Here is a 23,220-nt window from a genome sequence, read left to right as displayed (position 1 = left end):
CCATGGTACCGAGCGGGACGTTCGGGCAGGTCGGCGGCGCCGCCGGGAGCCCGGCGCGATCCGAAAGACGCGCCTTACCGCAGTCGCGCGACCCGGTACACGGCCAGCGCGACGACGGCCAGTGCGACCAGTGCGTACAGCCCCGCCATGCGCCAGTCGGGGCGGCGGCCGCTGCCGCGGGCCGGGAGCCCGGGCCAGGTGTACCCGACGCGGCGGGCGGCCATCATCCCCCAGCCGCCGGCGCAGCAGCAGATGAGGAAGCCGAGCATGGCGACCACGGCTCCGCCGTCGCCGAACTCGAAGGCGAGCGGGAAGGCGAACATCAGGGAGCCGGCCGCTGCCAGCATCACGATGGGCGCGATCTGCCAGATGCGCAGGCGGCGCTGCGGGCGCAGCTCCACCTCGAACGCGGGACCGGCGGCGGCCTCCGCCTCGGCGGCGTCCGGTGCGTCCGGGCCGTCGGGGGTCAGCCGTGCGGGATCCGCGGGCAGGCCGAGAGCCTCGGGCTCGGCGACCGTGGGATCACCGTCCCAGAGGTCCGCGTCCTGCCTCGTGCCGTCCTGCCCGGTGTCGCGAGGGCCGGCCTCCATCGCCACGCGCCCTCCCCACTCGGACTTCGTACGCCGTTGTTCACCGCCGGTGACCGCACCCGCGGAATTTGATGATGGCACGGCTCAAGCCCTCGAACGGGCACGAGGGGCGTCCCGATGCCATCACGTGATCAGGCTGTGACCGCTCGTTCGACCAACGACTGCGCGAGTCCGACGAGTTCCCCCCGGTCCGCGACGGCCCCGCTGAGCCAGTGCACACGGGGGTCCCTGCGGAACCAGGAGTCCTGGCGGCGGGCGAAGCGCTTGGTGGCCCGTACGGTCTCGGCCCTGGCCTCGTCCTCGGTGCACTCGCCGGCGAGGGCGGCGAGCACCTGCTGGTAGCCGAGCGCCCTGGAAGCGGTGATTCCGTCGCGCAGGCCCCGGGCTTCCAGCGTGCGGACCTCGTCGACGAGACCGGCCTCCCACATCCGGTCCACGCGCAGTGCGATCCGCTCGTCGAGCTCCGGCCGGGCCACGTCCACGCCGATCTGCACCGTCTCGTAGACCGAGTCGTGGCCGGGCAGGTTCGCGGTGAAGGGCTTCCCGGTGATCTCGATGACCTCCAGGGCCCGGACGATGCGGCGGCCGTTGCTGGGCAGGATCGCCTGGGCCGCGGCCGGGTCGGCGGCGGCGAGGCGGGCGTGCAGGGCGCCGGGGCCGCGCAGCGTGACCTCGGCCTCCAGCCGGGCCCGGACCTCGGGGTCGGTGCCGGGGAACTCCATCGCGTCGAGGGCTCCGCGGACGTACAGGCCCGATCCGCCGACGAGGACGGGCGTGCGGCCCTGGGCGAGGAGCTTGTCGATCTCGGCGCGGGCCAGGCGCTGGTACTCGGCGACGCTCGCGGTCTCGGTCACGTCCCAGATGTCGAGGAGGTGGTGCGGGACTCCGCCGCGCTCCTCGGTCGTCAGCTTGGCGGTGCCGATGTCCATCCCCCGGTACAGCTGCATGGAATCGGCGTTGACGACCTCGCCGTCGAAACGGCGGGCCAGGGCTACGCCCAGATCGGACTTTCCGGCCGCGGTGGGACCGACGACGGCGATGACCCGCGGAGCGGGGGCTGCATTGCTCACCGCCCCAGTCTCGCAAACGCCGCGGCATGTACCCGATCGAGTTACGTGACGGGGTGGTGTCGGGGTCGTTGCCCTGGCGGGGTTCCGCCGGGCGCACGCCGGGCGGAGGCCGGGCCGCACACGGCGGAACTTCACCCGCACGAGTAACGTTATGGGAGTAGACATGGGCGTTTTTAGTCGGTTTCGCCGCAAGGCCGCGGAAGCGAGCACGGAGGATGCCGCGGCCGCGGCCCTGACGACGGAGTCCGAGGACGCGGTCGCCGCGGACGAGGCGGAGACCGCGGTCGGGACCGCGCCGCCGGCTGGGTCGGAGAGCGCCGCGCCGGAGGGCGTGGAGATCCCGAAGCAGCAGTCGGCGGAGAAGGCCGCGGACAGCGAGGCCGGCGAAGGCGCCCGCAAGTAGCTACCGCCACTGGAAGGTGACCCATGGGCCTGCTGGACACGCTGAAGGCCAAGCTCGCACCGGCGAAGGAAAAGGTCGGCGACCTCGCGCAGCAGCACGAGGGGAAGATCGGCCAGAATCTCGACAAGATGGCCAAGGCCGTGGACTCCAAGACCAAGGGCAAGTACCACGGTCACATCGAGACCGGCACGAGCAAGGCGAAGGACGCCCTGGGCAAGATCGCGCACAAGGACGCCCCCGGCGGGCAGACGCCGCCGGCGCCGTCCGCCTGACGCGGTCGACGGCAGGGGCGCGGGTTCGGCTGAACCCGCGCCCCTTCCTCGTTCCCGGCGGCCTCCCTGCAGCCGCCTCGGCGGCGGCACCGCCGGTCAGGACCGTGCGGTCAGGAACAGGCGGCCAGGGCGGGTCGGTCAGGACCAGGCGGCGACGAAGTAGCCGACCCCGTACGGGGCGTCCTCGTACAGCAGCCGCCCGTCGAGGCCCGCGCCCTCGGCCGCTCCGGCCAGCACCTGCCAGGGCGCCCGCCCGGCGGCCTTGAGCTCGTACGCGAGCTCGGCGTCGAGGGCGCCGAGCGCGGCCACGTCGGCGGCGGCGAGCGCGCGGGCCGCGGCGGCGTCGAAGGCGGCGGCGCGGTCGTCGAGGTAGCCGGGGGCCTTCAGGGTCCGGCAGGCGCTGCCGTCGCCCATGACGAGGAGCGCGACGCGCTCCTCGCGGGCCGCGAGCCCCCGGCCGGCCTCCAGGCACCGCGCGGCTTCGAGGGGCTCCCCGACGCCGAGCCCCTCGACGGGAGCGGCGCCCCAGCGGGCGTGCCGGAGCAGCCAGGCGCCGACCGCCAGGGACGGCGGCAGCAGCCGAGGCCCCTCCTCGCCCTCCCCGAGCTGTACGCCGGCCTCGACGCCGAAGCCGTGGAAACCGCCGCGGGAGCCCTGGGGGTAGGCCCCGCGGTGGTCCTGGTCGGCGGCGCCGACGACGACGAGCAGGTCGGGGCGGGAGGCGGCGAGCACCGCGAGCGCGTCGGAGCAGGCGGTACGGGCGTCCGCGAGCTCGGGAGCGGCCCCCGCGGCGACCTCGGGCACGAGCAGGGGCGGGGCGGGGCACACGGCGGCGGCAACAAGCATGATCCGCACCCTAGGGCATGTCCGCGAGGTGGCGCCGTGCGCCGGGAGGCAGGCGGCCCTTCCCGGACAGGCCTGTCCCGCGAGGCCCCCGGCGGGGGCCGCGCGGGGCTGTCAGGAAGACGCCGGCAGGGCGCAGCCCGAAGCGGCGGCCGGCGGGAGCGGGGCGGGGACGCCCAGGGTCGGGATGCCGAGCATGACGCCCTGCGGCTGCGCGGGAGCCGCGTTGCGCTTCTCCCAGGCGTCACCGGCGCGCGTGCGGCGCACGGACAGCGTCGGGCCCTCCGCCAGCAGGTGGTGCGGGGCCGCGTAGGTGATGTCCACGGTCACCACGTCCCCGGGGCGGACCTCCCCCTCCGGCTTCGTGAAGTGCACCAGGCGGTTGTCGGGCGCGCGCCCGGACAGCCGGTGCGTGGCTCCGTCCTTGCGGCCCTCGCCCTCCGCGACCATGACCTCCAGCGTCCGCCCGACCTGCTTCTTGTTCTCGTCCCAGGAGATCTCCTCCTGGAGGGCCACCAGCCGCATGTAGCGCTCCTGGACGACCTCCTTCGGGATCTGCCCCTCCATGTCCGCCGCGGGGGTCCCGGGGCGCTTGGAGTACTGGAAGGTGAAGGCGTTCGCGAAACGGGCCTCGCGCACGGCGTGCATCGTCTGCTCGAAGTCCTCCTCCGTCTCACCGGGGAAGCCCACGATGATGTCGGTGGAGATCGCCGCGTGCGGGATGGCCGCGCGGACCTTCTCGATGATGCCGAGGAAGCGCTCCTGGCGGTAGGAGCGGCGCATCGCGCGCAGGATGGTGTCCGATCCGGACTGCATCGGCATGTGCAGCTGCGGCATGACGTTCGGGGTCTCGGCCATCGCCGCGATCACGTCGTCCGTGAAGTCGCGCGGGTGCGGGGAGGTGAAGCGGACCCGCTCCAGGCCCTCGATCTGCCCGCACGCCCGCAGCAGCTTCGAGAAGGCCTCGCGGTCGCCCAGGTCGGACCCGTACGCGTTCACGTTCTGCCCGAGCAGGGTGATCTCGGAAACGCCCTCGGCGACCAGGGCCTCCACCTCGGCGAGGATGTCGCCGGGCCGGCGGTCCTCCTCCTTGCCGCGCAGGGCAGGGACGATGCAGAAGGTGCACGTGTTGTTGCAGCCGACGGAGATCGAAACCCACGCGGCGTACGCGGACTCGCGCCGGGTCGGCAGCGTGGAGGGGAACGCCTCCAGCGACTCGGCGATCTCGACCTGCGCCTCTTCCTGGATGCGGGCGCGCTCCAGCAGGACGGGCAGCTTGCCGATGTTGTGGGTGCCGAAGACCACGTCGACCCAGGGGGCCCGCTTGACGATCGTGTCGCGGTCCTTCTGCGCGAGGCAGCCGCCGACGGCGATCTGCATGCCGGGGCGCTTGGTCTTCATCGGGGCGAGCCGGCCGAGGTTGCCGTACAGCTTGTTGTCGGCGTTCTCCCGCACGGCGCAGGTGTTGAACACCACGACGTCGGCGTCACCGTCACAGCCCTCGGGCGCCCGCGTGTAGCCCGCGCCCTCCAGCAGACCGGACAGCCGCTCGGAGTCGTGCACGTTCATCTGGCACCCGTAGGTGCGCACCTCGTATGTTCCCTTGACGTCCACTGCCGTGCTCCGGTCGCTGCTGCTGGTCATACGACAAGGGTAGGCGGTACCCGGAACCCCTCCGGCCCCCTCCCGCCGGGGGCCGGCCGTGACAGCGGCCCCGCCCCGGTGGCAGGATCGCCGCATGGCTCACGTACCGCCCCGCATCCGCAGGCGCACCGCCCTGTGGGGGCTGGTGGCCGTACTGGCGGTGCTCGGGCTGCTCGCCTGGTGGCTGAGGCCCTTCGGGGAGCCGGAGCTCAAGGGCGGGCTGACCTTCAGCACGGGGGTCCGTACCGGCGTCTACCACCGCTACGGCCAGCTGCTGGAACAGGCCCTGGCCCAGGACATGCCCGGCGTGAAGGTGGCGCTGACGCCCAGCGAGGGCTCGCAGGAGAACCTCCAGCGCGTGGCCACCGGGAAGGCCGACTTCACCATCGCGACCGCGGACGCGGTCTCCAAGTACCGGGTCGACGGGAAGCCGGGCGCGGAGCAGCTGCGCGGCGTGGCACGGCTCTACGACGACTACGTGCAGCTGGTGGTGCCGGCCGGCTCGAGCGTGCAGTCGGCGCGGGACCTGAAGGGCAAGCGGGTCGCGATCGGCCAGCCGGGATCCGGCGTGCGCCTGATCTCGGAGCGGCTGCTGACGGCGGCCAAGCTGGATCCGGCGCGGGACATCACCCCGGTGTCGATAGGCATCGACACCATGCCCGCGGAGCTGCAGGCCGGCCGGATCGACGCGTTCTTCTGGTCCGGCGGCCTGCCGACCCAGGCGGTGCGCGAACTGTCGGAGCGGTACGACATCCGGCTCGTGCAGCTCGGCGACCTGGTGGAGTCGCTCCAGGCGAGCGGGACCCCGGCGCGGTACTACCGGGCGGCGGTGATGCCGCAGGACGCCTACACGCGGGCCCGGAACACCTCGTCGGTGGCGACCTTGGCCGTGCCGAACCTGCTGGTCACCACCGAGGCGACGGACCCGGAGCTGACCGAGCGGTTCACGCAGACGGTGATCAGCAGCCGCGACCGGATCGGGCACCAGGTGCACGCCGCCCAGCTGGTGGACCTGCGCACGGCGATCTACACGGACCCGCTCGACCTGCACGAGGGCGCGCAGCGCTACTACCGCTCGGTGAAGCCCTAGGGGGTGTCCGGTCAGCCGCCCGGCAGCAGCATCAGCGCGGCCGCGGCCGCCCCGATCAGCCCCGCGTGCGTCCCCAGGGCCGCCGGGACCACCCGCAGCCCGCTCACGAAGGACAGCGTGGCGTAGTCGGCCAGGTGCGCGCGGATCGGCGCGAACAGCGTGTCCCCCGACGTGGCGACGCCGCCGCCGATCACCGCGATGTCGGTCTCGACCAGCGTCGCGGTGGCCGCGATGGCCGCGGCCAGGGCCCGCCCCGCACGGTCGAAGGCGGCCACCGCGACGGGATCCCCGGCCTCCGCGGCCGCGGCCACGCCCGCAGCGGAGGCGTCCCCGTCCGGGTCGGCCGGGGTCCAGCCCTGGGCCAGGGCCCACCGGGCGATGGCGGTGCCGGAGGCGATGGACTCCACGCAGCCACGGCTCCCGCAGACGCACGGCTCACCCTCGAAAGCCACGCTGATGTGACCGATGTGGCCCGCATTGCCCGTGGGGCCCGGGTGGAGCCGGTTGTTCAGGATCAGCCCTCCGCCGACCCCGGTGGAGACCACCATGCACAGGGCGTTCGCGTGCCCCCGGGCCGCGCCCAGCCAGTGCTCGGCGGCGGTCATCGCCACGCCGTCGCCGGCGAGCACGGTCGGCAGGGCCGCGCCGTGCCGGGCCAGTTCTGCCTCGACCCGGGGCTGGATCGGGAACTCCCGCCACGCCCCGATGTTCACGGGGCTCACCGTGCCGCGCGAGGTGTCCACGGGGCCCGCGCTGCCGATGCCGCAACGGACCGCCGAGGGCCACAGCGGGGAGCCGGCGAGCTCGGCGACGACCTCGGCGACGGCGGCGAAGACCGCGTCGCCGTCCGCACCGCGCGGGGTCGGGCGGCGGGTGGTGGCCGTCATCGTGCCGTCGGGGTGCACCAGCGCGCCGGCGATCTTCGTACCGCCGATGTCGACGGCCACGGTCAGGCCGGCGGCCGGATCGACGGCGGCGGCGCCGTCAGCGGTCTGCGGTGCGGGCGGTGCGGAGGTGGGACTCGTCACGGAAGCGGCTCCAGGAAGGGGTCGGGATCAGTATGGGGCCGCCGGCGGGGCCGTACTCTCCCGGGGCTCCAGCCGCGGCCGCTCGCTCTCCCGGGCCCGGGGCGGGCTCCCGGCCAGTACGGCGAGGAGCTCCTCGGCGGCGAGCCGGCCGAACCCGGCGGTGTCGCGTACGAGCGCGGTGAGCCGGGGGTGGGTGACCCGGCACAGCGCGGAGTCGTCCCAGGCGACCACGGAGACGCGGCCGGGGACCGCGATGCCCAGCTCGGCGGCGACGGCGATGCCGGCGACCGCCATCACGTCGTTGTCGTAGACGAGGGCGGTCGGCGGCCCGGGTTCGGCGAGGACCCGGCGGGTGGCGGCCGCGCCCTCGGCGTCGGAGTAGTCGGTGACCACGGAGCGCACGTGCGCCGGGTCGAGCCCGCGCGCCTCGGCCTCGGCGCGCAGCGACGCGATGCGGCGGGCGGTGTGGGCGAGGCCGGGCAGTCCGGCGATGTGGGTGATCCGCCGGTGGCCCAGCCCGTACAGGTGCTCCACGACCCGGGCCATGGCCCGGGCGTCGTCGGCCCAGACCGAGGACAGCCCCCCGTCCCCGCCCGTCCCGCCGATCATCACGGCGGGCAGGCCGAGCCCCGCGAGGAGCTCCGGCCGCGGGTCGTCCGTACGCGGGTCCACGACGAGGACGCCGTCGACGCGCCGTTCGGCCCACCAGCGGCGGTACACGGCGCATTCGGCGTCGATGGAGTCGACGACCTGGAAGAGCAGCGCGACCCGGCCCGCGGAGAGCACCTCCTGGATGCCGGAGACCAGTTGGAGGAAGAAGGACTCGACGCCGAGGGTCTGCGCGGGCCGGGCGAGCACCAGCCCGACCGCTCCGGAACGCTCCCCGGACAGGGCCCGCGCGGCGCTGTTGGGCTGCCAGCCGAGTTCTTCGGCGACCCCGCGGATGCGGGCGCGGGTGTCCTTGGAGACGCCCGGACGGTCGTTGAGCGCGAAGGACACGGCGCTTTCGGACACCCCGGCCCGGCGGGCGATGTCCTTGATGGTGGGCCTGCGGGCCATGGCGTGCCTGCCTCTTCCTCCGGTCATTTCCCGTACGCATTCCGGCGCCGGAACTAAACCGCATTAGTTTCGACCAGCTTGAGCGGCCGAAACCCTTCTGTCAACGGGACTGAAGCGCTTAAGTACCGGCGCCGGAGGCCCTGTTGACTTCCCTCCCGGCACCCGGCAGGTTGTCCGTCACCCGGCGAATTCCCGAGAACTCCAGGACGCCCTCATGCACGACGGATTCATCCCTCGTCCACTCCGTTTCGGCGCCAACTACACCCCCTCGCGCGGCTGGTTCCACCACTGGCTCGACTTCGACCTCGACGAGGTCAGGGCCGACCTCGACTCCGTCGCCGCGCTCGGGCTGGACCACGTGCGGGTCTTCCCGCTGTGGCCGGTGTTCCAGCCGAACCGGACCCTGATCCGGCCGCGCGCCGTCGAGCAGCTCGTCGCGCTCGCCGACGCGGCCGCCGAGCGCGGGCTCGACGTCGGCGTGGACGGCCTGCAAGGGCACTTGTCGAGCTTCGACTTCCTGCCCGCGTGGACCGGGACCTGGCACCGGCGCGGCATCTTCACCGACCCGGACGTCGTCGCCGCGCAGGAGGAGTACCTGCGCACGCTGGCCGGCGCCCTCGCCGACCGCCCCAACTTCCTCGGCATGACCGTGGGCAACGAGATCAACCAGTTCTCCGACGCCCCCCACCCGGACCCGGACCGGATCACCCGTGAGCAGGCCGGGCGCTGGCTGGAGCGGATGCTCGCCGCGTGCGAGAAGGGCGCGCCGGACCGGTTCCACGTGCACGCCGAGTACGACGCCGCCTGGTACCGGGACGGCCACCCCTTCACCCCGGCCCAGGCCGCCCGGCTGGGCGCGGCCACGGCGGTGCACTCCTGGGTGTTCAACGGCACCGCGCAGCGCCACGGCCGCACCGGAACGGCGACCGAGCACCACGCCGCGTACCTGGTCGAGCTGGCGAAGGCCTGGGCCCGTGACCCGCACCGGCCGGTGTGGCTCCAGGAGGTCGGGGCGCCCGCGCCGCTGATCCCGGCGGAGCACGCGGCGGCGTTCACCGAGGCGACGGTGGCGAACGTGCTGGACTGCCCGGACCTGTGGGGCGTGACCTGGTGGTGCTCGCACGACGTGTCCCGGGAGCTCGCGGACTTCCCGGAGCTGGAGTACGGGCTCGGCCTGCTCACCAACGACCGCAGGGCCAAGCCCGCCGGGTCCGCCGTCGCACGGATCGCCGCGCAGTGGCGGGGCCGGGAGCACCGCCCCGCCGTACGGTCCACCGCGCTGGCCGTGGACGTCGGCGGGGCGCAGGCGGCGCCGGGGCGCTCGGTGTGCGCCCCGGGCGGCGCCTTCTTCGAGGCCTGGGCCGCGCTCACCGCCCAGGGGGTCCGCCCCGCGGTGGTCCTGGCGGAGCTCGCCGGGGACACGGCCCATCTGTCGGCGCGCGGCATCACGGAGGTGCTGCGCGTGCCCGACGTCACCTGACCGTCCGCAACCCGACCGCTCGTCCCCCGTCACCGAGGAGCCCCGCATGTCCGAGACCGACAACGGCGCCGACCCTCGCACCGCCCGCCCGACGCGCACCGCCCGCCCCCTGCGCACGGCGCCGCCGGCGCCTCCCACCCGGCGCGGCGTCCTGGCCGCCGGGGCCGGAGCGGGGGCCGCCGCCCTGCTCGGCGTCACCGGCGCCGCCACCGCGGCGCGCGCCGCGCAGGCCCCGCCGGCCCCGGCACCCGCCGCCCCGACGGCCCCGGCACCCGCCGACCTGGCCCCGTACGCCTCCTACTGGTTCCCCGACTCGCTCCCCCAGGGCGCCCCCGGCCCCGGCATCACGTGGCGCTCCCTCAAGCAGTGGAGCCCCGAGTCCGATCGGGACCTGGCCCACAACACCGCCACCGTGCCCCTCGCGCCCCGCTTCACCCCCGTGCCCCCGAACGCGACGGCCCGCGGCGGCCAGGCCCGGATCTCCTCGCTCGTCTCCTTCGGACCCACCGCGCAGAACCCCTCGCAGGGCTCCGCCACCGCCGACCACTACGCGCTCACGCACTGGGCGTACCTCGACGAGCTGGTGTTCTGGGGCGGCTCCTCCGGCGAGGGCATCGTGCTCGCCCCGAACGCGCCCGTCGTCGACGCCGCCCACCGCAACGGCGTCCCGGTGCTCGGCAACGTCTTCCTGCCGCCCGTCGCGTACGGCGGTGACCTCCAGTGGACCCGGGACCTCGTCCAGCGGGACCCGCTCGGCCGGTTCCCGATCGCCGAGAAGCTCGTACTGGTGGCGCGGACGTACGGGTTCGACGGCTGGTTCGTGAATGCCGAGACCGATGGCGGGGACAGCTCGCTCGCCGCCCGGATGCGGGAGTTCCTGCGCGCGCTGCGGGCGGCCGGCGCCCCGTACGGCCTGCGGATCACCTGGTACGACGCCATGAACAGCACGGGCCGGGTCGGCTGGCAGGGCGCGCTCAACCAGCTCAACCAGGAGTTCTTCGAGGACCGGGCGGGCCGGGTCGCGGACACGGTGTTCGTCGACTTCCGCTGGACCCGGCAGACCCTGGCCTCCTCGGGGGCGCTCGCCGACCGGCTGGGCCGCTCCCGCCACGAGCTGTGGGCGGCACTCGACGTGGAGTCGCGCGGCTGGGATTCCGGCCTCCGCTGGGACGCGATCATCCCGCGCGACCGCGCCCACGTCGTCAGTTTCGGCTTCTACCGGCCCGAGTGGACCCGCAACCACCTCACCGACCGCTCCCCCGGCGCCTTCCACCGCGCCGACGACCGGTTCTGGACGGGCGAGTCCCTGGACCCGGCACACCCCGCGCCCGAGGGCGCCTGGCGGGCGCCCGCCACCGCCGTCGCGGACCGGTCCACCGTTACCGCGCTGCCGTTCGCCTGCGCCTTCAACACCGGGCACGGGGAGCGCTGGTACGAGGACGGCGTGGTCACCTCCGACACCCCGTGGAACCACCTCGGGCTCCAGGACCGCCTCCCGGGCCGCCGCTGGGCCGTGGAGGGCTCCGGAGCGCGTCCGTCCGTGACGCTGGACTTCGCGAGGGCCTGGCGCGGCGGCTCCAGCCTCCTCGTGTCCGGCGGCCCGAGCGCCACGGCCGTCGTCGGCCTGCACTGCACGCGGCTGCCGCTGACCGGTTCCGCGGCCTTGGAGCTGGTGCACGCCACCGAGGCGGGGGCGGTGACCGTGGAGGTCGGCGTGGCCACGCGCGAGCCGGCCGGCCCGGGCGAGCCCGTCCCGTACACCTGGCTGAAGACGCAGGCGCCGGGCTCGGGCCGGGGCGCCTGGCACACCTCCCGGATCGGGCTCTCGGCACTGGCGGGCAAGACCGCGTACGGACTTGCCGTACGGATCACGGCTCGGGGGAAGGGAGCGGTGTCCTGGCGGCTCGGGGCGATATCGGTACGCGACGACACCGCGCGGCGGCGCCCGGCGACTCCGGGTGCACTGACCGTCGACGCCTCGGCCCAGCAGGACGGCAAGGCCTCCGTCCGGCTGTCCTGGCGCCGGGCGGCCGGGCCGGTCCGGCACTACGAGCTGTACCGGCTGTACCCGGACGGCACCCGCCGCTTCCTCGGCGGCACCTGCGGCACGGCCCTGTACCTCCCGGCCGTCACCCGCGCCGACGGGGAGCCCGCCGCCGCGTTCGAGGTCCGGGCCGTGGACGAGCTGTACGCGGCCTCGGCCCCGGCGGGCACGACGCTCCCCTGGGCCTGACCACCCGGCCGGATCCGGTTCGCGCCCGGACTCAGGGGTCTGAGGGGTCTCAGGGGCCTCCGGGGCCTCAGAGCCGAAGGGTCAGGGCTCGGGGGCTCAGGACGTATGCGGATCGCTGCGCGGGACGGCCACCGTCACCCGCAGCCCGTGCGGCGGGTTCTTCTCGTACGCGAGGGACCCGCCGCCCGCGGCGAGCAGTGCCCGGGAGATCGACAGGCCGAGCCCCGAGCCCTTGATGTTCTGGTGGCGGCCGCTGCGCCAGAACCGGTCACCGACGCGGAGCAGCTCCTCGTCGGTGAGTCCGGGGCCGCGGTCGGCGACGACGACCTGCACGAAGGGCCCGGCCGAGGCCACCGACACCTCGACCTCCTCACCCTCCGGGGTGAACTTGAGGGCGTTGTCGATCACGGCGTCGAGCGCGCTGGAGAGCGCGATCGGGTCGGCCCAGCCGGTGACGGCGGTCCGGCCCGTCTCGGTGACCCGTACGCCCTTCTCCTCCGCGTACGGGCGCCAGGCGGCGACCCGCTCCGCGGTGAGCCCGGCGATGTCGGTGAGGCTGAGCTCGGCCGAGGTGTGCTCGGCCAGCGCCAGGTCCAGCAGGTCGTCCAGGACCTGGGTCAGGCGCTTGCCCTCGGTCCGCACGGAGGCGATCTCCTCGTTGCCCTCGGGCAGTTCGAGGGCGAGCAGCTCGATCCGCAGGAGCAGCGCCGCGAGCGGATTGCGCAGCTGGTGGGAGGCGTCGGCGACGAACGCCCGCTGCTGCTCCAGGACCTCTTCCACGTTGTCGGCCATCTCGTTGAACGAATGTGCCAGGCGTTGGAGTTCCGGGGGCCCGCCGGCCGCCGCGACCCGGGAGTTCATCCGCCCGGTGGCGATGCCGTGGGCGGCGGCGTCGAGGGTCCGGACGGGCTTGAGCACCCAGCGGGTGAGCACGAGGGCGGCGCCGAAGGCCACGAGCATCGCGGCCGCCAGCCCGGCGATGATGATCAGCCAGCCGTCCAGGATGCGGGCCCTCATCTGATCGGTGGGCGACTCGGTGACGACGACCGCGACGACGTCGCCGTCGAGGACGACCGGCGAGGCGACGAGCAGCTTGCCGTGGGACTGCCACGGCCACACCTGGGCGGGGTCGTGGCTGCGGCGCCCGGCGAGCGCCTCCTGGAAGGCGCGGCGGCCCTCGCCCGTCTCGGGGAGCTCCCACCAGCCGGGCGCGCGCGCCATGGCGTTGTCGTCGCGCAGGAAGATGCCGACGCGGATGCCGTACAGCTGCTGGTAGCGGGCCAGTTCCAGCTGGAGGGTCTCCAGGCGCTCGGTGGCGCCGGTGGATCCGGAGCCCTCGGCGTCGATGACGAACTGGGCGAGGGCGGCGAAGCGGGCGCTGTCGTCGATGCGGTCGACGACCACGCGCTGCTGCTGCCCCGCGGCCAGGCTCACGGCGAGCGGGAAGCCGAGGGCGAGCAGCACGCCCGCCATGAGGACGACGAGCAGGGGGAGCAGGCGGGCGCGCACGGCGGGACCCCTCTAGGGCGCGGCCGGGGTGACGAGCCGGTAGCCCACCCCGCGGACGGTCTCGATGAGCGCGGGCATGCGCAGCTTGGAGCGCAGCGAGGCGACGTGGACCTCCAGGGTCCGCCCGGTCCCCTCCCAGCTGGTCCGCCACACCTCGCTGATGATCTGCTCGCGCCGGAAGACGACCCCGGGGCGCTGCGCGAGCAGGGCCAGCAGGTCGAACTCCTTGCGGGTGAGCGGCACGTCGGCGCCGTCGACGCTGACCCGGCGGGTCGACAGCTCGATGCTGACGGGGCCGAGCCGGACCACGTCGGGGGCGGCCGTACCGGTGGCTGCGGCCTCCTCGGAGGCGCCGGTGCGCCGGGCGACGGCGTGGATGCGTGCGAGGAGTTCACCCGTGTCGTAGGGCTTGACGACATAGTCGTCGGCGCCCATGTTGAGGCCGTGGATGCGGGAACGTACGTCGCCGCGCGCGGTCACCATGATCACGGGGGTCGACGTGCGCTTCCGGATCTTGCCGCAGACCTCGTACCCGTCCTGATCGGGCAGCCCGAGGTCCAGGAGGACGACGCCGAAGGGGGGAGCCCCGGCGGGCAGCAGGGCCTGCAGGGCCTCCTCGCCGCTGCGGGCGTGGGTCACCTGGAAGCCGTGTCGGGCGAGGATCGCGGACAGGGCGGCGGCGACGTGGTCGTCGTCCTCGACGAGCAGCAGTCTCATTGCGTCCCCCTTTCCTGTTTTCCTGATCAGGGCCCGCGGTCAGGGCCACCCTGCATCCACGCCGATGAAGAGGCCCACGTCAAGGGGGTTCCGGTCCGGCGCGTCTTCCGTTATGCACCCGGTACGGGCGATCCTGCCCCGGTAGCCGCGGTGCGCACGGAGCGTATCGGAGCGAGGCCGTTTCGTTATGCTCAATTCTCCCTCAGATGTAATGACGGTGTGCGCACGACGTCACTACTGTCCTCCCAACCGAGGAGGACGGAGCAAGAAGCCGATGAGCGGAGTATCAGTGACCAAGGACGCGCAGGATGCGGCCCCGGCCGCGGACGACCTGGTCGTACTGAGCAACGTCAACAAGCACTTCGGCGCGCTGCACGTGCTTCAGGACATCGATCTGAGCATCGCCCGCGGTGAGGTCGTCGTCGTGATCGGTCCCTCGGGATCGGGCAAGTCAACGCTGTGCCGGACCATCAACCGCCTGGAGACGATCGACTCGGGCACCATCACGGTCGACGGCAAGGAACTGCCGTCGGAGGGACGGGAACTGGCCCGGCTGCGCGCCGATGTGGGCATGGTCTTCCAGTCCTTCAACCTGTTCGCGCACAAGACGGTGCTGCAGAACGTGATGCTCGGTCAGCTGAAGGTCCGCAAGACGGACTCGGCCGCCGCGCTCGAGAAGGCCAAGTCCCTGCTGGACCGGGTGGGCGTCGGCTCCCAGGCCGACAAGTACCCGGCGCAGCTGTCCGGCGGCCAGCAGCAGCGCGTGGCGATCGCCCGCGCGCTGGCGATGGACCCGAAGGTGATGCTGTTCGACGAGCCGACCTCGGCGCTCGACCCGGAAATGATCAACGAGGTGCTGGAAGTCATGCAGCAGCTCGCCCGGGAGGGCATGACGATGGTGGTCGTCACGCACGAGATGGGCTTCGCCCGTTCTGCGGCCAATCGGGTCGTGTTCATGGCCGACGGAAAGATCGTCGAAGAGGCCGCGCCCGAGCAGTTCTTCAGCAACCCGCGCAGTGACCGCGCCAAGGACTTCCTTTCGAAGATCCTGCACCACTGACGGTCTTGCTCTGGTAGTGATCCCCTGGCGGCTCAGAGCACGCGTGTCGCTCGTCGTCCAACAACGTCTCATCCGAGGGAAGTTCACCATGAAGGTTTTCAAGGCCGGTGCGGCCGCAGCCGTTGCCGCAGTCCTCGCCCTGACGGCGACCGCCTGCGGCGGCAGCAGCGACAAGGCGAGCGGTGACGGCGGCGCGTCCGGTGGCGCCAAGAAGGACAAGATCGCCATCGGCATCAAGTTCGACCAGCCCGGTCTGGGCCTCAAGACCCCGGACGGCAAGTTCACCGGCTTCGACGTGGACGTGGCGACGTACGTCGCCAAGGAGCTGGGCTACCAGCCCGACCAGATCGAGTTCAAGCAGGCCGTCAGCGCCGAGCGCGAGAACCTGATCGCCAACGGTGACGTGAAGCTGGTCGTCGCGACCTACACGATCAACGACAAGCGCAAGGCGAAGGTCGACTTCGCCGGCCCGTACTTCAAGGCCCACCAGGACCTGCTGGTCCGCGCCGACGAGACCTCGATCACCAAGGCCGAGGACCTCAACAAGAAGAAGCTCTGCTCGGTCACCGGCTCCACCTCGGCGCAGAACGTCAAGACCAAGCTGGCCCCCGAGGCCGACCTGCAGCAGCTGGGCGGCTACTCCGAGTGCCTCACCGGGCTGGAGAACAAGGCCGTGGACGCGCTGACCACGGACGACTCGATCCTCGCCGGCTACGCCGCCCAGGAGAAGAACAAGGGCAAGTTCAAGCTCACGGGCCTGAAGCTGAGCGACGAGCCCTACGGCATCGGCCTGAAGAAGGGCGACAAGGACCTCCAGACGAAGGTCAACGCCGCGCTGAAGAAGATGGTCGAGGACGGCTCCTGGCAGAAGGCGGTCGACGCGAACTTCGGCCCGGCCAACTACAAGGCCGAGCCGGCCCCGCAGATCACCGAAGGCAGCTGATTCACCGGTGAGGGGTGTCGCCGCCCGCCTGCCGCGGGCGGCGGCACACCTCACCGGTCCATCCTGGGGAGAGCGCAGGGCAACGTGTTCGACTTTCTAAATTCCGGGCAGTACGACGTGCTCGGGGCCTTCTGGGTGACGGTTCAGCTCACCCTCTACTCAGCAGTCGGATCCCTGGTCTGGGGCACGATGCTGGCAGGGATGCGGGTCAGCCCGGTTCCGCTGATGCGGTCGTTCGGCACCGCGTACGTCAACACCGTGCGCAATACCCCGCTGACCCTGCTGATCATCGGCTGCTCACTGGGCCTCAACCAGACGCTCGGCATCTCGCTCGGCGGCGGGACCTTCAAGGAGATCGGGTTCCGCCTCGCGGTGCTGGGCCTGATCGCCTACACCGGCACGTTCGTCTGCGAAGCGATCCGCTCGGGCATCAACACCGTGCCCGTGGGACAGGCCGAGGCCGCCCGCGCGCTGGGTCTGAGCTTCTTCCAGGTGCTCACCCTGATCGTGCTCCCCCAGGCCTTCCGCGCGGTGATCGCGCCGCTCGCCAACGTGCTGATCGCGCTCACCAAGAACACCACGGTGGCCGCGACCATCGGCGTGGCCGAGGCGGCCCTGCTGATGAAGGAAATGCTGGAGAACGAGTCGGACGCGATCTTCGCCGTCTTCGCCGTCTTCGCTCTCGGCTTCGTCGTGCTGACCCTGCCCACCGGCCTGCTGCTGGGCTGGGTGGCCAAGCGAGTGGCGGTGAAGCGATGAGTTCCGTTCTGTACGACACCCCCGGCCCCAAGGCCAAAACCCGCAACTGGGTCTACACCGGCATCTTCCTGGTGGTCATCGCTCTGGTCCTGTGGTGGGCGCTGTCCCTCATGGCCGAGAAGAACCAGCTCGACGCCGACAAGTGGTCTCCGTTCGTCACCGACAGCCAGGTCTGGACGACGTATCTGCTCCCCGGCCTCGGTGAGACCCTCAAGGCCGGTCTGATCGCCATGGTGATCGCGCTGCCCCTGGGTGCGCTCCTCGGCATCGCGCGCCTCTCGGACCACGCGTGGATCCGCGTCCCGGTCGGAACGGTCGTGGAATTCTTCCGCGCCATCCCGGTCCTGATGCTGATGTTCTTCAGCTCCGCCCTGTACGTGATGTTCGGTACCGTCAGCTCCGATCTGCGGCCGCTGTACGCGGTGGTCACCGGCCTGGTCCTGTACAACGCCTCGGTCATCGCCGAGATCGTCCGGGCCGGCATCCTGACGCTGCCGCGCGGCCAGACCGACGCGGCGAAGGCGATCGGCATGCGCAAGGGCCAGATCATGACGTACGTCCTGGTACCGCAGGCCGTCACGGCGATGCTGCCCGCGCTGGTCAGCCAGCTCGTGGTGATCCTGAAGGACACGGCGCTCGGCGGCGCGGCCCTGGGCTTCGCCGACCTGATGTCGATGAACCGGCAGATCTCGGCCAACTACAGCAACACCATCGCGACCATGGTCGTGATCGCCCTGATCTACATCGCCGTGAACTTCGCGCTCACCACCTTCGCCTCCTGGCTCGAAGGGCGGCTGCGGAAGTCGCAGAAGGGCACCGGCGCCGTCGTCGCCGGGGACGTGGCCGAGGTCGACGCGGGCGGCGCCGCCGGCGTGGGCCAGGCTCCCTGACGGCTCTCCCCCGGCTCGGGCGGCTGACGCCCGGTCAGTACACTGGCGTGACACCTGTGGTGCGGCGGAACTCATCCGCCGCACCACACGGCGTTGGCGGGGCCGGGTGTCACTTGACGCAGGCACCTCCAATGGGTTGCATACGTTCTGTGATCACATACCGGACATCGGGAGCCGCATCATGGACCCGGTGATCGTCGTCGGCGCAGGACCGGTCGGGCTGTCCCTGGCGCTGGCCCTGGCCGGCTCGGGCGTGCCCAGCGTCGTGCTCGACGAGGGACCGGGCAAGGACCTGCCCCGACCGGCCCGTACGGTCGTCCTGCACGAGGACACCTCGGCCATGGTCCACCGGCTGGGCTGTGCCACGCTGCGCGACGAGGGGGCACTGTTCGCCGCCTGGCGCACCATGCGGCGCCGCAGCCGGGCCGACGACGCCCGGCGCATCACCTTCGAGGACCGCCAGGCACCCCTGCACCTGCCGCAGCACGCCCTCACGCGCGGGCTGCGCGACGCCGCGGCCGCGCATCCGCTGATCCAGCTGGTCACCGACAGCAAGCTGGACTCCCTGGAACAGGACGCCGACGGGGTCACCGCGCACACCCGGGGCGCCGAGACCACCTGGTGGCGCGGGAGTTACCTGGTCGGCTGCGACGGGGCCCGCTCCACCGTGCGCAAGCTGCTCGGCATCCGCTTCCCGGGCCGCACGGCCGTCGAGCGGCACGCCGTGGCCGCCCTGCGCACCGAACTCCCCTGGCCCGGCGAGGCCCTGCTGCACCGCGACCCGCCGCAGGAGACCACCGCCCGGCCGCTGCCCGACGGGGTCTGGCGGCTGGACTGGCTGCTCCCGGCCCGCGGGGAGCTGGTCACGCCCGACGCGCTCGTCACCCTGATCCGGGACACCCTGGCCGCGTGGTGCGGGGGCACGACACCCCCGTACGAGCTCCTCGACACCGGGGTGCACACCCTGCACCACCGGCTGGCCCGGCGCTGGCGCGACCGGCGCGCCTTCCTCGCCGGGGACGCCGCCCACCTGCTGGGCGCGCTCGGCACGCAGGGGGTCGACGAGGGGCTGCGGGACGCCGAGAACCTCGCCTGGAAGCTGTCCCTGGCCTGGCACCAGGGCGCTTCCGAGGGCCTGCTCGACAGCTACGAGGGCGAGCGCCGCACGGCGGTCGCGGCCCGGCTGCGCGCCGCCGACCAGGCGATGCCCGTGCTGCGCGGCGGCGGCGGGCTGCGGACGTACCTGCCCGGCGCCACCCGCTCCGGTGAACTGCTTCTGACGGACGGCCACTTGGGGCGGGGGCCGCTGGGTGCGGCGCCGACGTACGCCCCGCCGGTGGCCGTACGCGAGGTGCCCACCGACACGGAGCCGGGCGGTCAGGTCGCCAACGTTCCCGTCACCGCGCCCGACGGGTCGACGGTGCCGCTGCGCGACCTGCTGGGCCGGGGCCGGCCGCTGGTGATCCTCGTCGCCCCGGGGACCGGGGTCTGGGACCGGCGGCACTGGCTGGGAGCCGGGCTGATGCCGCGGCTCGCGGCGGCGGTGAGCGCACTCCCGGTCCGTACCGAACTGCTGGTCGCGGACGGCTACCCAGGGGCGCCCGCACACACGGTCCTGCTGGTCAGGCCCGACGGGCACCTGGCTGCCACCTTCGCGGGCGTGCGGCCCGCGGAGCTGTACGAGGCGGCGGACACGCTCCGGTGGGGAGCCCCCGAGGGCGCTCGCGCACCGCTCGACCCCGCCTCGACCGCACCCGCGACCCCGACACATCCAGCCGTGATCGATTGACCGGTCTCCGGTCCGCGTGCTTCACTCGCGAACATGACCGGCAACGACGTACGCCTGTGGCGGAGGGTCCATATGGACCTGCTCCGCTACGCGGGCTGCGTGTGTCGCCCTTCCTGCTGATTCGCCATTCCCCGCGCGCTCCGCGCGCACTTTCGCGAACCCCCAGGACGGTCACGCCCCCATGTCTGCGCCCCTTGCCCCCAGTGCATCCACTGCGCCCCTCGCACCTCCGCACGCCCCCGTACGCGCCCCCGTGCGCGCGGTCACGGCGGCGGAACTCCTCGACTTCGCCCTGCGCACCGCCGCCGACCCGGCGGTCATCGACTCCCTCCCCCTCGACCCCGAGGGCCGCACCTGGATCCGCCTCGACGGGCCGGGCGGCAGCGAGGCCTGGGTGATCGGCTGGCCGCCGGGCACCGGCACCGGATGGCACGACCACGCCGAGTCGCAGGGCGCGTTCGCCACCGCCCGCGGCCACCTGAGGGAGCACTCGCTGGCGGTACGGCTCCCCTCGGAGGGCTGGCGGAGCCTGGAACTCGCCCCGGACCTGGACCGCAGCCGCAGCCTGGGCGCGGGGACGGGCCGGGCGTTCGGCGAGCACCACGTCCACGAGGTGCTCAACGAGTCGCAGACGGAGCACGCGGTCTCGGTGCACGCGTACTACCCGCCGCTGCCCCTGATCCGCCGCTTCAGCCGCAGCGGACAGGTGCTCACGCTGGAGCAGGTCGAGCGCCCGGCGGACTGGCAGTGAGCGCCCCGGTCGGCATCGACGCCCTGCTGGAGCGGGTCCGGTCGACGTACGCGCGGATCGACCCGGCGCAGGCGTACGAGGCGTTCGGCGCGGGCGACGCACTGCTGGTGGACATCCGCTACCAGGCGCTGCGCGAGCGGGACGGCCTGATCCCGGGAGCGCTGGTGGTGGAGCGCAACGAACTGGAGTGGCGACTGGACCCCCAGGGCTCCCACCGGGCCCCCGAAGCCACCTCGCACGACCTGCGGGTGGTGGTGATCTGCAACGAGGGCTACGCCTCCTCCCTGGCGGCGGTCTCCCTCCACGCCCTGGGCCTCCACCGCGCGACGGACCTCACGGGCGGCTTCCAGGCCTGGAAGGCCGCGGGCCTGCCCGTCGCCCCCGCCGCTTAGGGCGTGTCCGGCGGACCGGGGCGGGGGACCACGTACGTCGCCGGGCCCGGCCCCGCCGCTTCGGCGGCGGGGCCGGGCCGTGGACGGCGGCGGGGCGCTACCGCGAGGTGGCCACCTCGACCGGCGGCACCCGCAGGGCGACCCGCCCCGGCACGGCGGTCGCGGCCAGCGCCAGCAGCCCGGCCACACCCACCACCCCGACGTACACCACCGGCAGCACCGCCGGCGCCGCGGTCCCCGTCATCCCCACGCTGAACGCGGTCAGTACGGCCAGCGCGATCCCCGACCCCAGCACCGCCCCGATCAGCACCACCGCCAGGGCCTCCGCCCGCAGCATCCGCAGCACTTGGCGCCGCTTCGCCCCCGCCAGCCTCAGCATCGCGAACTCGCGCAGCCGCTCCGACGTGGACATCGCCAGCGTGTTGACCACCGCGATCGCGGTGAAGGCCAGGACCAGCCCCATCGCCAGCAGGTTGATCTCGGCGCCTTCGCGCTGCCGCTCCCCCCGCGCCGCGTCCGCGTCCCGCGCCGACAGCACCCCGACCCCCGGGAATCCGCCGACCGCAGCGGCCAGCTGCTCGCGCCCGGTCCCCGGCTCCGCCGCCACCAGCACGCTGCTCGCCAGCGGGTTGTCCACGTGCGCCGCGACGAGGTCGTGCGGCAGCGTCAGGTCGCCGAAGCCCAGCCCCCGCGCGTACACGGCCGAGACGGTCAGGGTGACCGGTGTCCCGTCGCCCAGTGCCAGCCGCAGCGGGCTCCCCGGCTTCAGCCCCAGCTGGTCGGCGGCCAGTTCGCTCACCGCCACGCTCTTCTCGCCGAAGCCTTCCAGGCTCCCGCTCGTCACACCCGGGTCCCAGGTCCGGGTCAGCCCGGCCGGGGTGACGCCCTGCGCGCCGTACTTCGTCAGCCCCACCCGTACGGACGTGTGCACGACCTCGGTGGCAGCCGTGACCCCGGGGGTCCGCCGGACCCGCTCCGCCGCCGCACCCGTGACCCCCGGCCCCTGCGCGGCCAGCACCCAGCCGGCCCGGACCCCGTCACGGGCCTGCGCCCGGGCGGCGTCGCCCAGCGTCGGCGTGATGAACAGGACGGTGCAGGTCATGCCGATCAGCAGGGCGAGCGGGGTGACGGCGGAGGCCATCCGGGTGGCGTTGCCGCGCAGGTTCGCGGTGGCCAGGTACCCGCCCGGGCCGGCCAGCCGCAGCGGCCCGGCGAGGACCGCGGTCGCGCCCCGGACCAGCAGCGGGCCGAGCAGCGAGACCGCCCCGGCGAAGACGACGACCGCGAGGAAGGTCACCGGGGTCGATGCCGGCTCGGTGCGCAGCGCGCTGAGTACGGCGACCAGCACCACACCGCCGGCCAGCAGCAGAACGCCGATCGCGATCCGGGTCCACGCGGGCCGGCCCCGCTCCACGGCGGCTTCGGCGAGCGCTTCGGCCGGGCGGATCCGGGCGATCCGCCGCCCGGTGATCCGGGCCGCGGCCCAGGCTCCGAGGAGGCTCGCGCCGAGGGCGGCGAACATCGGGAAGATCCCGGCGGTGCGCTCCAGGTTGGCGGGGACGACCCCGCTGTCGACGAACCGGCCGTGCAGCCAGGCGGCGAGCGGGAGTCCGGCGAGCGCCCCCGCGACACCGGCGGCCAGGCCCACGAGCAGGGCCTCGCGGCCGATCATGCGGCGCAGCTGCCGGGGCGTGGCGGCGATGGCCCGCAGCAGGGCGAGCTCGCGGTAGCGCTGCTGGACGCAGAGGGCGAAGGTGCCGACGACCACGAGGATCGCGACGAGCAGCGAGGTGCCTCCCATGGCCCCGCCCATGGAGACCAGCTTGATGCGCGCGCCGGCCGCGTCGAGGAACTCCACGGGCCCGCGTGCGTCGCCGGCGGCGACCTGCGCGCCACTGCCCTGGCCCTGGAGCGCCTTCCCGATCCGCCCGGCCAGCTCACCGGGGTCGGTCCCGGGCGCCGGGAGCACCCCGACGGCGGTGACCTGTCCGTCGCGTGCGGCCAGCCGCTGCGCCTCGGCGTCGCCGAAGAACAGCGCGCTCTGCCGGGCGAGGTCGCCGGCGGCGCTCCGCGCGATCCCGCTCACGGTGTACGTCTTGGGCTCGCCGGTGGCCTGCACGGTGAGCGGGGCGCCCGTCTTCAGCCCTGCGCGGGCGGCCAGTTCACGGTCGACGACGACCTCGTCGCCGCCCTGGGGGGCGCGGCCCTCGGCGAGCGTGAAGGGCGTGAGCACGGCGGAGGTCCAGGCGTGCCCGTACGAGGGCTTCGTGCCGGCGGCCTCGCCCAGCGGGACGGCCTGGAAGCTGAGCTCCGGTACGGCCCGCTCGACGCCGGGTACGGAACGGACCGCGTCCACGGTGGCTGCGGGGAGCCAGGCCCGCTCGGTGACGGGCTTGGCCTTGTGCTTGATCTTGCTCTTCTGCCCGTCGCCCTTCTTCTCGACCGTGGTCTGGTGCACGTTCTGGTCGGCGGAGACCACGACCGGCGTGGCCGCGTAGCGCTCGGTGGCGATCTTTCCGCGGAGTCCGGTTTCCAGGAGCGTGCCGCAGGCGGTGATGAGGGCGGCCGCACACAGCAGTGCGACGAAGGCGCCGAGGAAGCCGGCCTTGCGGTCCCTGACGGTCTGGAGGGCGTAACGCAGCATCATGCGGCCAACTCTGCCGCCGGGCCCGCGCGTTGGCAGTGCTGCACCCCGGCC

General features: G+C 73.5%; 22 protein-coding genes. 13 read left to right on the top strand and 9 right to left on the bottom strand.

Features of this window, described 5'->3' with window-relative positions:
• Positions 1–74 precede the first annotated feature (74 nt).
• Together ACFY1T_RS29150 and miaA are read right to left on the bottom strand one after the other, a co-directional pair.
• Entirely contained in the window at positions 75–590 is a 516-nt protein-coding gene (locus ACFY1T_RS29150) for a hypothetical protein (RefSeq protein WP_390790795.1), read from the bottom strand.
• 131 nt (positions 591–721) lie between these two features.
• A complete protein-coding gene (gene miaA / locus ACFY1T_RS29145) occupies positions 722–1,660 on the bottom strand; it encodes a tRNA (adenosine(37)-N6)-dimethylallyltransferase MiaA (RefSeq protein WP_390790794.1) in 939 nt (312 codons plus the stop codon).
• A 163-nt stretch (positions 1,661–1,823) separates the two neighbouring features.
• Between miaA and ACFY1T_RS29140 the strand changes: the two genes are divergently transcribed.
• Both ACFY1T_RS29140 and ACFY1T_RS29135 read left to right on the top strand, forming a co-directional pair.
• The gene (locus tag ACFY1T_RS29140; RefSeq protein WP_390790793.1) at positions 1,824–2,063 is read left to right on the top strand and encodes a gliding motility protein; all 240 of its coding nucleotides are present in this window, start codon (positions 1,824–1,826) and stop codon (positions 2,061–2,063) included.
• Positions 2,064–2,086: 23 nt separating this feature from the next.
• A complete protein-coding gene (locus ACFY1T_RS29135; protein WP_390790792.1) occupies positions 2,087–2,335 on the top strand; it encodes an antitoxin in 249 nt (82 codons plus the stop codon).
• Positions 2,336–2,473: 138 nt separating this feature from the next.
• Here the strand turns inward: ACFY1T_RS29135 and ACFY1T_RS29130 are convergent, their stop codons facing one another.
• Positions 2,474–3,181 (bottom strand): class III extradiol dioxygenase subunit B-like domain-containing protein, encoded by a 708-nt coding sequence (locus ACFY1T_RS29130; RefSeq protein ID WP_390790791.1) that lies wholly within the window; start codon positions 3,179–3,181, stop codon positions 2,474–2,476.
• Positions 3,182–3,292: 111 nt separating this feature from the next.
• Positions 3,293–4,822 (bottom strand): tRNA (N6-isopentenyl adenosine(37)-C2)-methylthiotransferase MiaB, encoded by a 1,530-nt coding sequence (miaB, locus tag ACFY1T_RS29125; protein WP_390790790.1) that lies wholly within the window; start codon positions 4,820–4,822, stop codon positions 3,293–3,295.
• A gap of 94 nt (positions 4,823–4,916) precedes the next feature.
• Here miaB and ACFY1T_RS29120 point away from each other — a divergent pair, with 94 nt between their 5' ends.
• On the top strand, positions 4,917–5,912 hold the full coding sequence (locus ACFY1T_RS29120; protein WP_390790789.1) for a TAXI family TRAP transporter solute-binding subunit: 996 nt from the start codon (positions 4,917–4,919) through the stop codon (positions 5,910–5,912).
• A gap of 11 nt (positions 5,913–5,923) precedes the next feature.
• Here the strand turns inward: ACFY1T_RS29120 and ACFY1T_RS29115 are convergent, their stop codons facing one another.
• Together ACFY1T_RS29115 and ACFY1T_RS29110 are read right to left on the bottom strand one after the other, a co-directional pair.
• Positions 5,924–6,865, bottom strand: coding sequence for an ROK family protein (locus ACFY1T_RS29115; RefSeq protein ID WP_390790855.1), 942 nt, complete (start codon positions 6,863–6,865; stop codon positions 5,924–5,926).
• A 102-nt stretch (positions 6,866–6,967) separates the two neighbouring features.
• Positions 6,968–7,999 carry a LacI family DNA-binding transcriptional regulator gene (locus ACFY1T_RS29110; RefSeq protein ID WP_390790788.1) on the bottom strand — a complete coding sequence of 344 codons (1,032 nt, stop codon included), beginning with the start codon at positions 7,997–7,999 and terminating at the stop codon, positions 6,968–6,970.
• Positions 8,000–8,213: 214 nt separating this feature from the next.
• Between ACFY1T_RS29110 and ACFY1T_RS29105 the strand changes: the two genes are divergently transcribed.
• Positions 8,214–9,479, top strand: coding sequence for a glycosyl hydrolase (locus ACFY1T_RS29105; RefSeq protein WP_390790787.1), 1,266 nt, complete (start codon positions 8,214–8,216; stop codon positions 9,477–9,479).
• Positions 9,480–9,525: 46 nt separating this feature from the next.
• Positions 9,526–11,712 carry an endo-beta-N-acetylglucosaminidase gene (locus ACFY1T_RS29100; RefSeq protein WP_390790786.1) on the top strand — a complete coding sequence of 729 codons (2,187 nt, stop codon included), beginning with the start codon at positions 9,526–9,528 and terminating at the stop codon, positions 11,710–11,712.
• Between the two features lie 96 nt (positions 11,713–11,808).
• Here the strand turns inward: ACFY1T_RS29100 and ACFY1T_RS29095 are convergent, their stop codons facing one another.
• Together ACFY1T_RS29095 and ACFY1T_RS29090 are read right to left on the bottom strand one after the other, a co-directional pair.
• Complete coding sequence (locus ACFY1T_RS29095; RefSeq protein ID WP_390790785.1) at positions 11,809–13,221, bottom strand: ATP-binding protein; 1,413 nt, start codon at positions 13,219–13,221, stop codon at positions 11,809–11,811.
• Positions 13,222–13,233: 12 nt separating this feature from the next.
• Positions 13,234–13,938, bottom strand: coding sequence for a response regulator transcription factor (locus ACFY1T_RS29090; RefSeq protein WP_390790784.1), 705 nt, complete (start codon positions 13,936–13,938; stop codon positions 13,234–13,236).
• A 274-nt stretch (positions 13,939–14,212) separates the two neighbouring features.
• On the opposite strand from ACFY1T_RS29090, the gene ACFY1T_RS29085 reads away from it, so the two are divergent.
• The 8 genes from ACFY1T_RS29085 to ACFY1T_RS29050 all read left to right on the top strand — a co-directional run bounded on the left by ACFY1T_RS29085 (position 14,213) and on the right by ACFY1T_RS29050 (position 20,522).
• Positions 14,213–14,998 carry an amino acid ABC transporter ATP-binding protein gene (locus tag ACFY1T_RS29085; protein ID WP_030859665.1) on the top strand — a complete coding sequence of 262 codons (786 nt, stop codon included), beginning with the start codon at positions 14,213–14,215 and terminating at the stop codon, positions 14,996–14,998.
• Between the two features lie 88 nt (positions 14,999–15,086).
• Positions 15,087–15,941, top strand: coding sequence for a glutamate ABC transporter substrate-binding protein (locus ACFY1T_RS29080; RefSeq protein ID WP_390790783.1), 855 nt, complete (start codon positions 15,087–15,089; stop codon positions 15,939–15,941).
• Between the two features lie 84 nt (positions 15,942–16,025).
• Entirely contained in the window at positions 16,026–16,700 is a 675-nt protein-coding gene (locus ACFY1T_RS29075) for an amino acid ABC transporter permease (protein ID WP_389013422.1), read from the top strand.
• Positions 16,697–17,590, top strand: coding sequence for an amino acid ABC transporter permease (locus tag ACFY1T_RS29070; protein ID WP_390790782.1), 894 nt, complete (start codon positions 16,697–16,699; stop codon positions 17,588–17,590). The genes ACFY1T_RS29075 and ACFY1T_RS29070 overlap by 4 nt, the downstream gene beginning before the upstream one ends.
• A 181-nt stretch (positions 17,591–17,771) precedes the next feature.
• Complete coding sequence (locus ACFY1T_RS29065; RefSeq protein ID WP_390790781.1) at positions 17,772–19,379, top strand: FAD-dependent monooxygenase; 1,608 nt, start codon at positions 17,772–17,774, stop codon at positions 19,377–19,379.
• Between the two features lie 33 nt (positions 19,380–19,412).
• Entirely contained in the window at positions 19,413–19,499 is an 87-nt protein-coding gene (locus ACFY1T_RS29060) for a putative leader peptide (RefSeq protein ID WP_311318651.1), read from the top strand.
• A 61-nt stretch (positions 19,500–19,560) separates the two neighbouring features.
• The gene (locus ACFY1T_RS29055; protein WP_390790780.1) at positions 19,561–20,130 is read left to right on the top strand and encodes a cysteine dioxygenase; all 570 of its coding nucleotides are present in this window, start codon (positions 19,561–19,563) and stop codon (positions 20,128–20,130) included.
• Positions 20,121–20,522, top strand: a complete 402-nt coding sequence (locus ACFY1T_RS29050) for a rhodanese-like domain-containing protein (RefSeq protein WP_390790854.1) — start codon at positions 20,121–20,123, stop codon at positions 20,520–20,522. Before ACFY1T_RS29055 ends, ACFY1T_RS29050 begins: the two co-directional genes overlap by 10 nt.
• Before the next feature lie 97 nt (positions 20,523–20,619).
• Here the strand turns inward: ACFY1T_RS29050 and ACFY1T_RS29045 are convergent, their stop codons facing one another.
• Entirely contained in the window at positions 20,620–23,169 is a 2,550-nt protein-coding gene (locus ACFY1T_RS29045; RefSeq protein ID WP_390790779.1) for an FtsX-like permease family protein, read from the bottom strand.
• Positions 23,170–23,220: the final 51 nt, after the last annotated feature.

The sequence above is a fragment of the Streptomyces sp. NPDC001194 genome, assembly GCF_042896985.1.
Taxonomy (GTDB): Bacteria; Actinomycetota; Actinomycetes; order Streptomycetales; family Streptomycetaceae; genus Streptomyces.
This window is presented reverse-complemented; position numbering and strand designations above follow the sequence as displayed.

Bases quoted from the DNA above. Each gene is read 5' to 3' on its own strand.
- ACFY1T_RS29150 (WP_390790795.1), bottom strand. From the start codon at position 590: ATGGAGGCCGGCCCTCGCGACACCGGGCAGGACGGCACGAGGCAGGAC.
- ACFY1T_RS29140 (WP_390790793.1), top strand. From the start codon at position 1,824: ATGGGCGTTTTTAGTCGGTTTCGCCGCAAGGCCGCGGAAGCGAGCACG.
- ACFY1T_RS29135 (WP_390790792.1), top strand. From the start codon at position 2,087: ATGGGCCTGCTGGACACGCTGAAGGCCAAGCTCGCACCGGCGAAGGAA.
- ACFY1T_RS29130 (WP_390790791.1), bottom strand. From the start codon at position 3,181: ATGCTTGTTGCCGCCGCCGTGTGCCCCGCCCCGCCCCTGCTCGTGCCC.
- miaB (WP_390790790.1), bottom strand. From the start codon at position 4,822: ATGACCAGCAGCAGCGACCGGAGCACGGCAGTGGACGTCAAGGGAACA.
- ACFY1T_RS29120 (WP_390790789.1), top strand. From the start codon at position 4,917: ATGGCTCACGTACCGCCCCGCATCCGCAGGCGCACCGCCCTGTGGGGG.
- ACFY1T_RS29110 (WP_390790788.1), bottom strand. From the start codon at position 7,999: ATGGCCCGCAGGCCCACCATCAAGGACATCGCCCGCCGGGCCGGGGTG.
- ACFY1T_RS29105 (WP_390790787.1), top strand. From the start codon at position 8,214: ATGCACGACGGATTCATCCCTCGTCCACTCCGTTTCGGCGCCAACTAC.
- ACFY1T_RS29100 (WP_390790786.1), top strand. From the start codon at position 9,526: ATGTCCGAGACCGACAACGGCGCCGACCCTCGCACCGCCCGCCCGACG.
- ACFY1T_RS29090 (WP_390790784.1), bottom strand. From the start codon at position 13,938: ATGAGACTGCTGCTCGTCGAGGACGACGACCACGTCGCCGCCGCCCTG.
- ACFY1T_RS29085 (WP_030859665.1), top strand. From the start codon at position 14,213: ATGAGCGGAGTATCAGTGACCAAGGACGCGCAGGATGCGGCCCCGGCC.
- ACFY1T_RS29080 (WP_390790783.1), top strand. From the start codon at position 15,087: ATGAAGGTTTTCAAGGCCGGTGCGGCCGCAGCCGTTGCCGCAGTCCTC.
- ACFY1T_RS29070 (WP_390790782.1), top strand. From the start codon at position 16,697: ATGAGTTCCGTTCTGTACGACACCCCCGGCCCCAAGGCCAAAACCCGC.
- ACFY1T_RS29065 (WP_390790781.1), top strand. From the start codon at position 17,772: ATGGACCCGGTGATCGTCGTCGGCGCAGGACCGGTCGGGCTGTCCCTG.
- ACFY1T_RS29060 (WP_311318651.1), top strand. From the start codon at position 19,413: ATGACCGGCAACGACGTACGCCTGTGGCGGAGGGTCCATATGGACCTG.
- ACFY1T_RS29055 (WP_390790780.1), top strand. From the start codon at position 19,561: ATGTCTGCGCCCCTTGCCCCCAGTGCATCCACTGCGCCCCTCGCACCT.
- ACFY1T_RS29045 (WP_390790779.1), bottom strand. From the start codon at position 23,169: ATGATGCTGCGTTACGCCCTCCAGACCGTCAGGGACCGCAAGGCCGGC.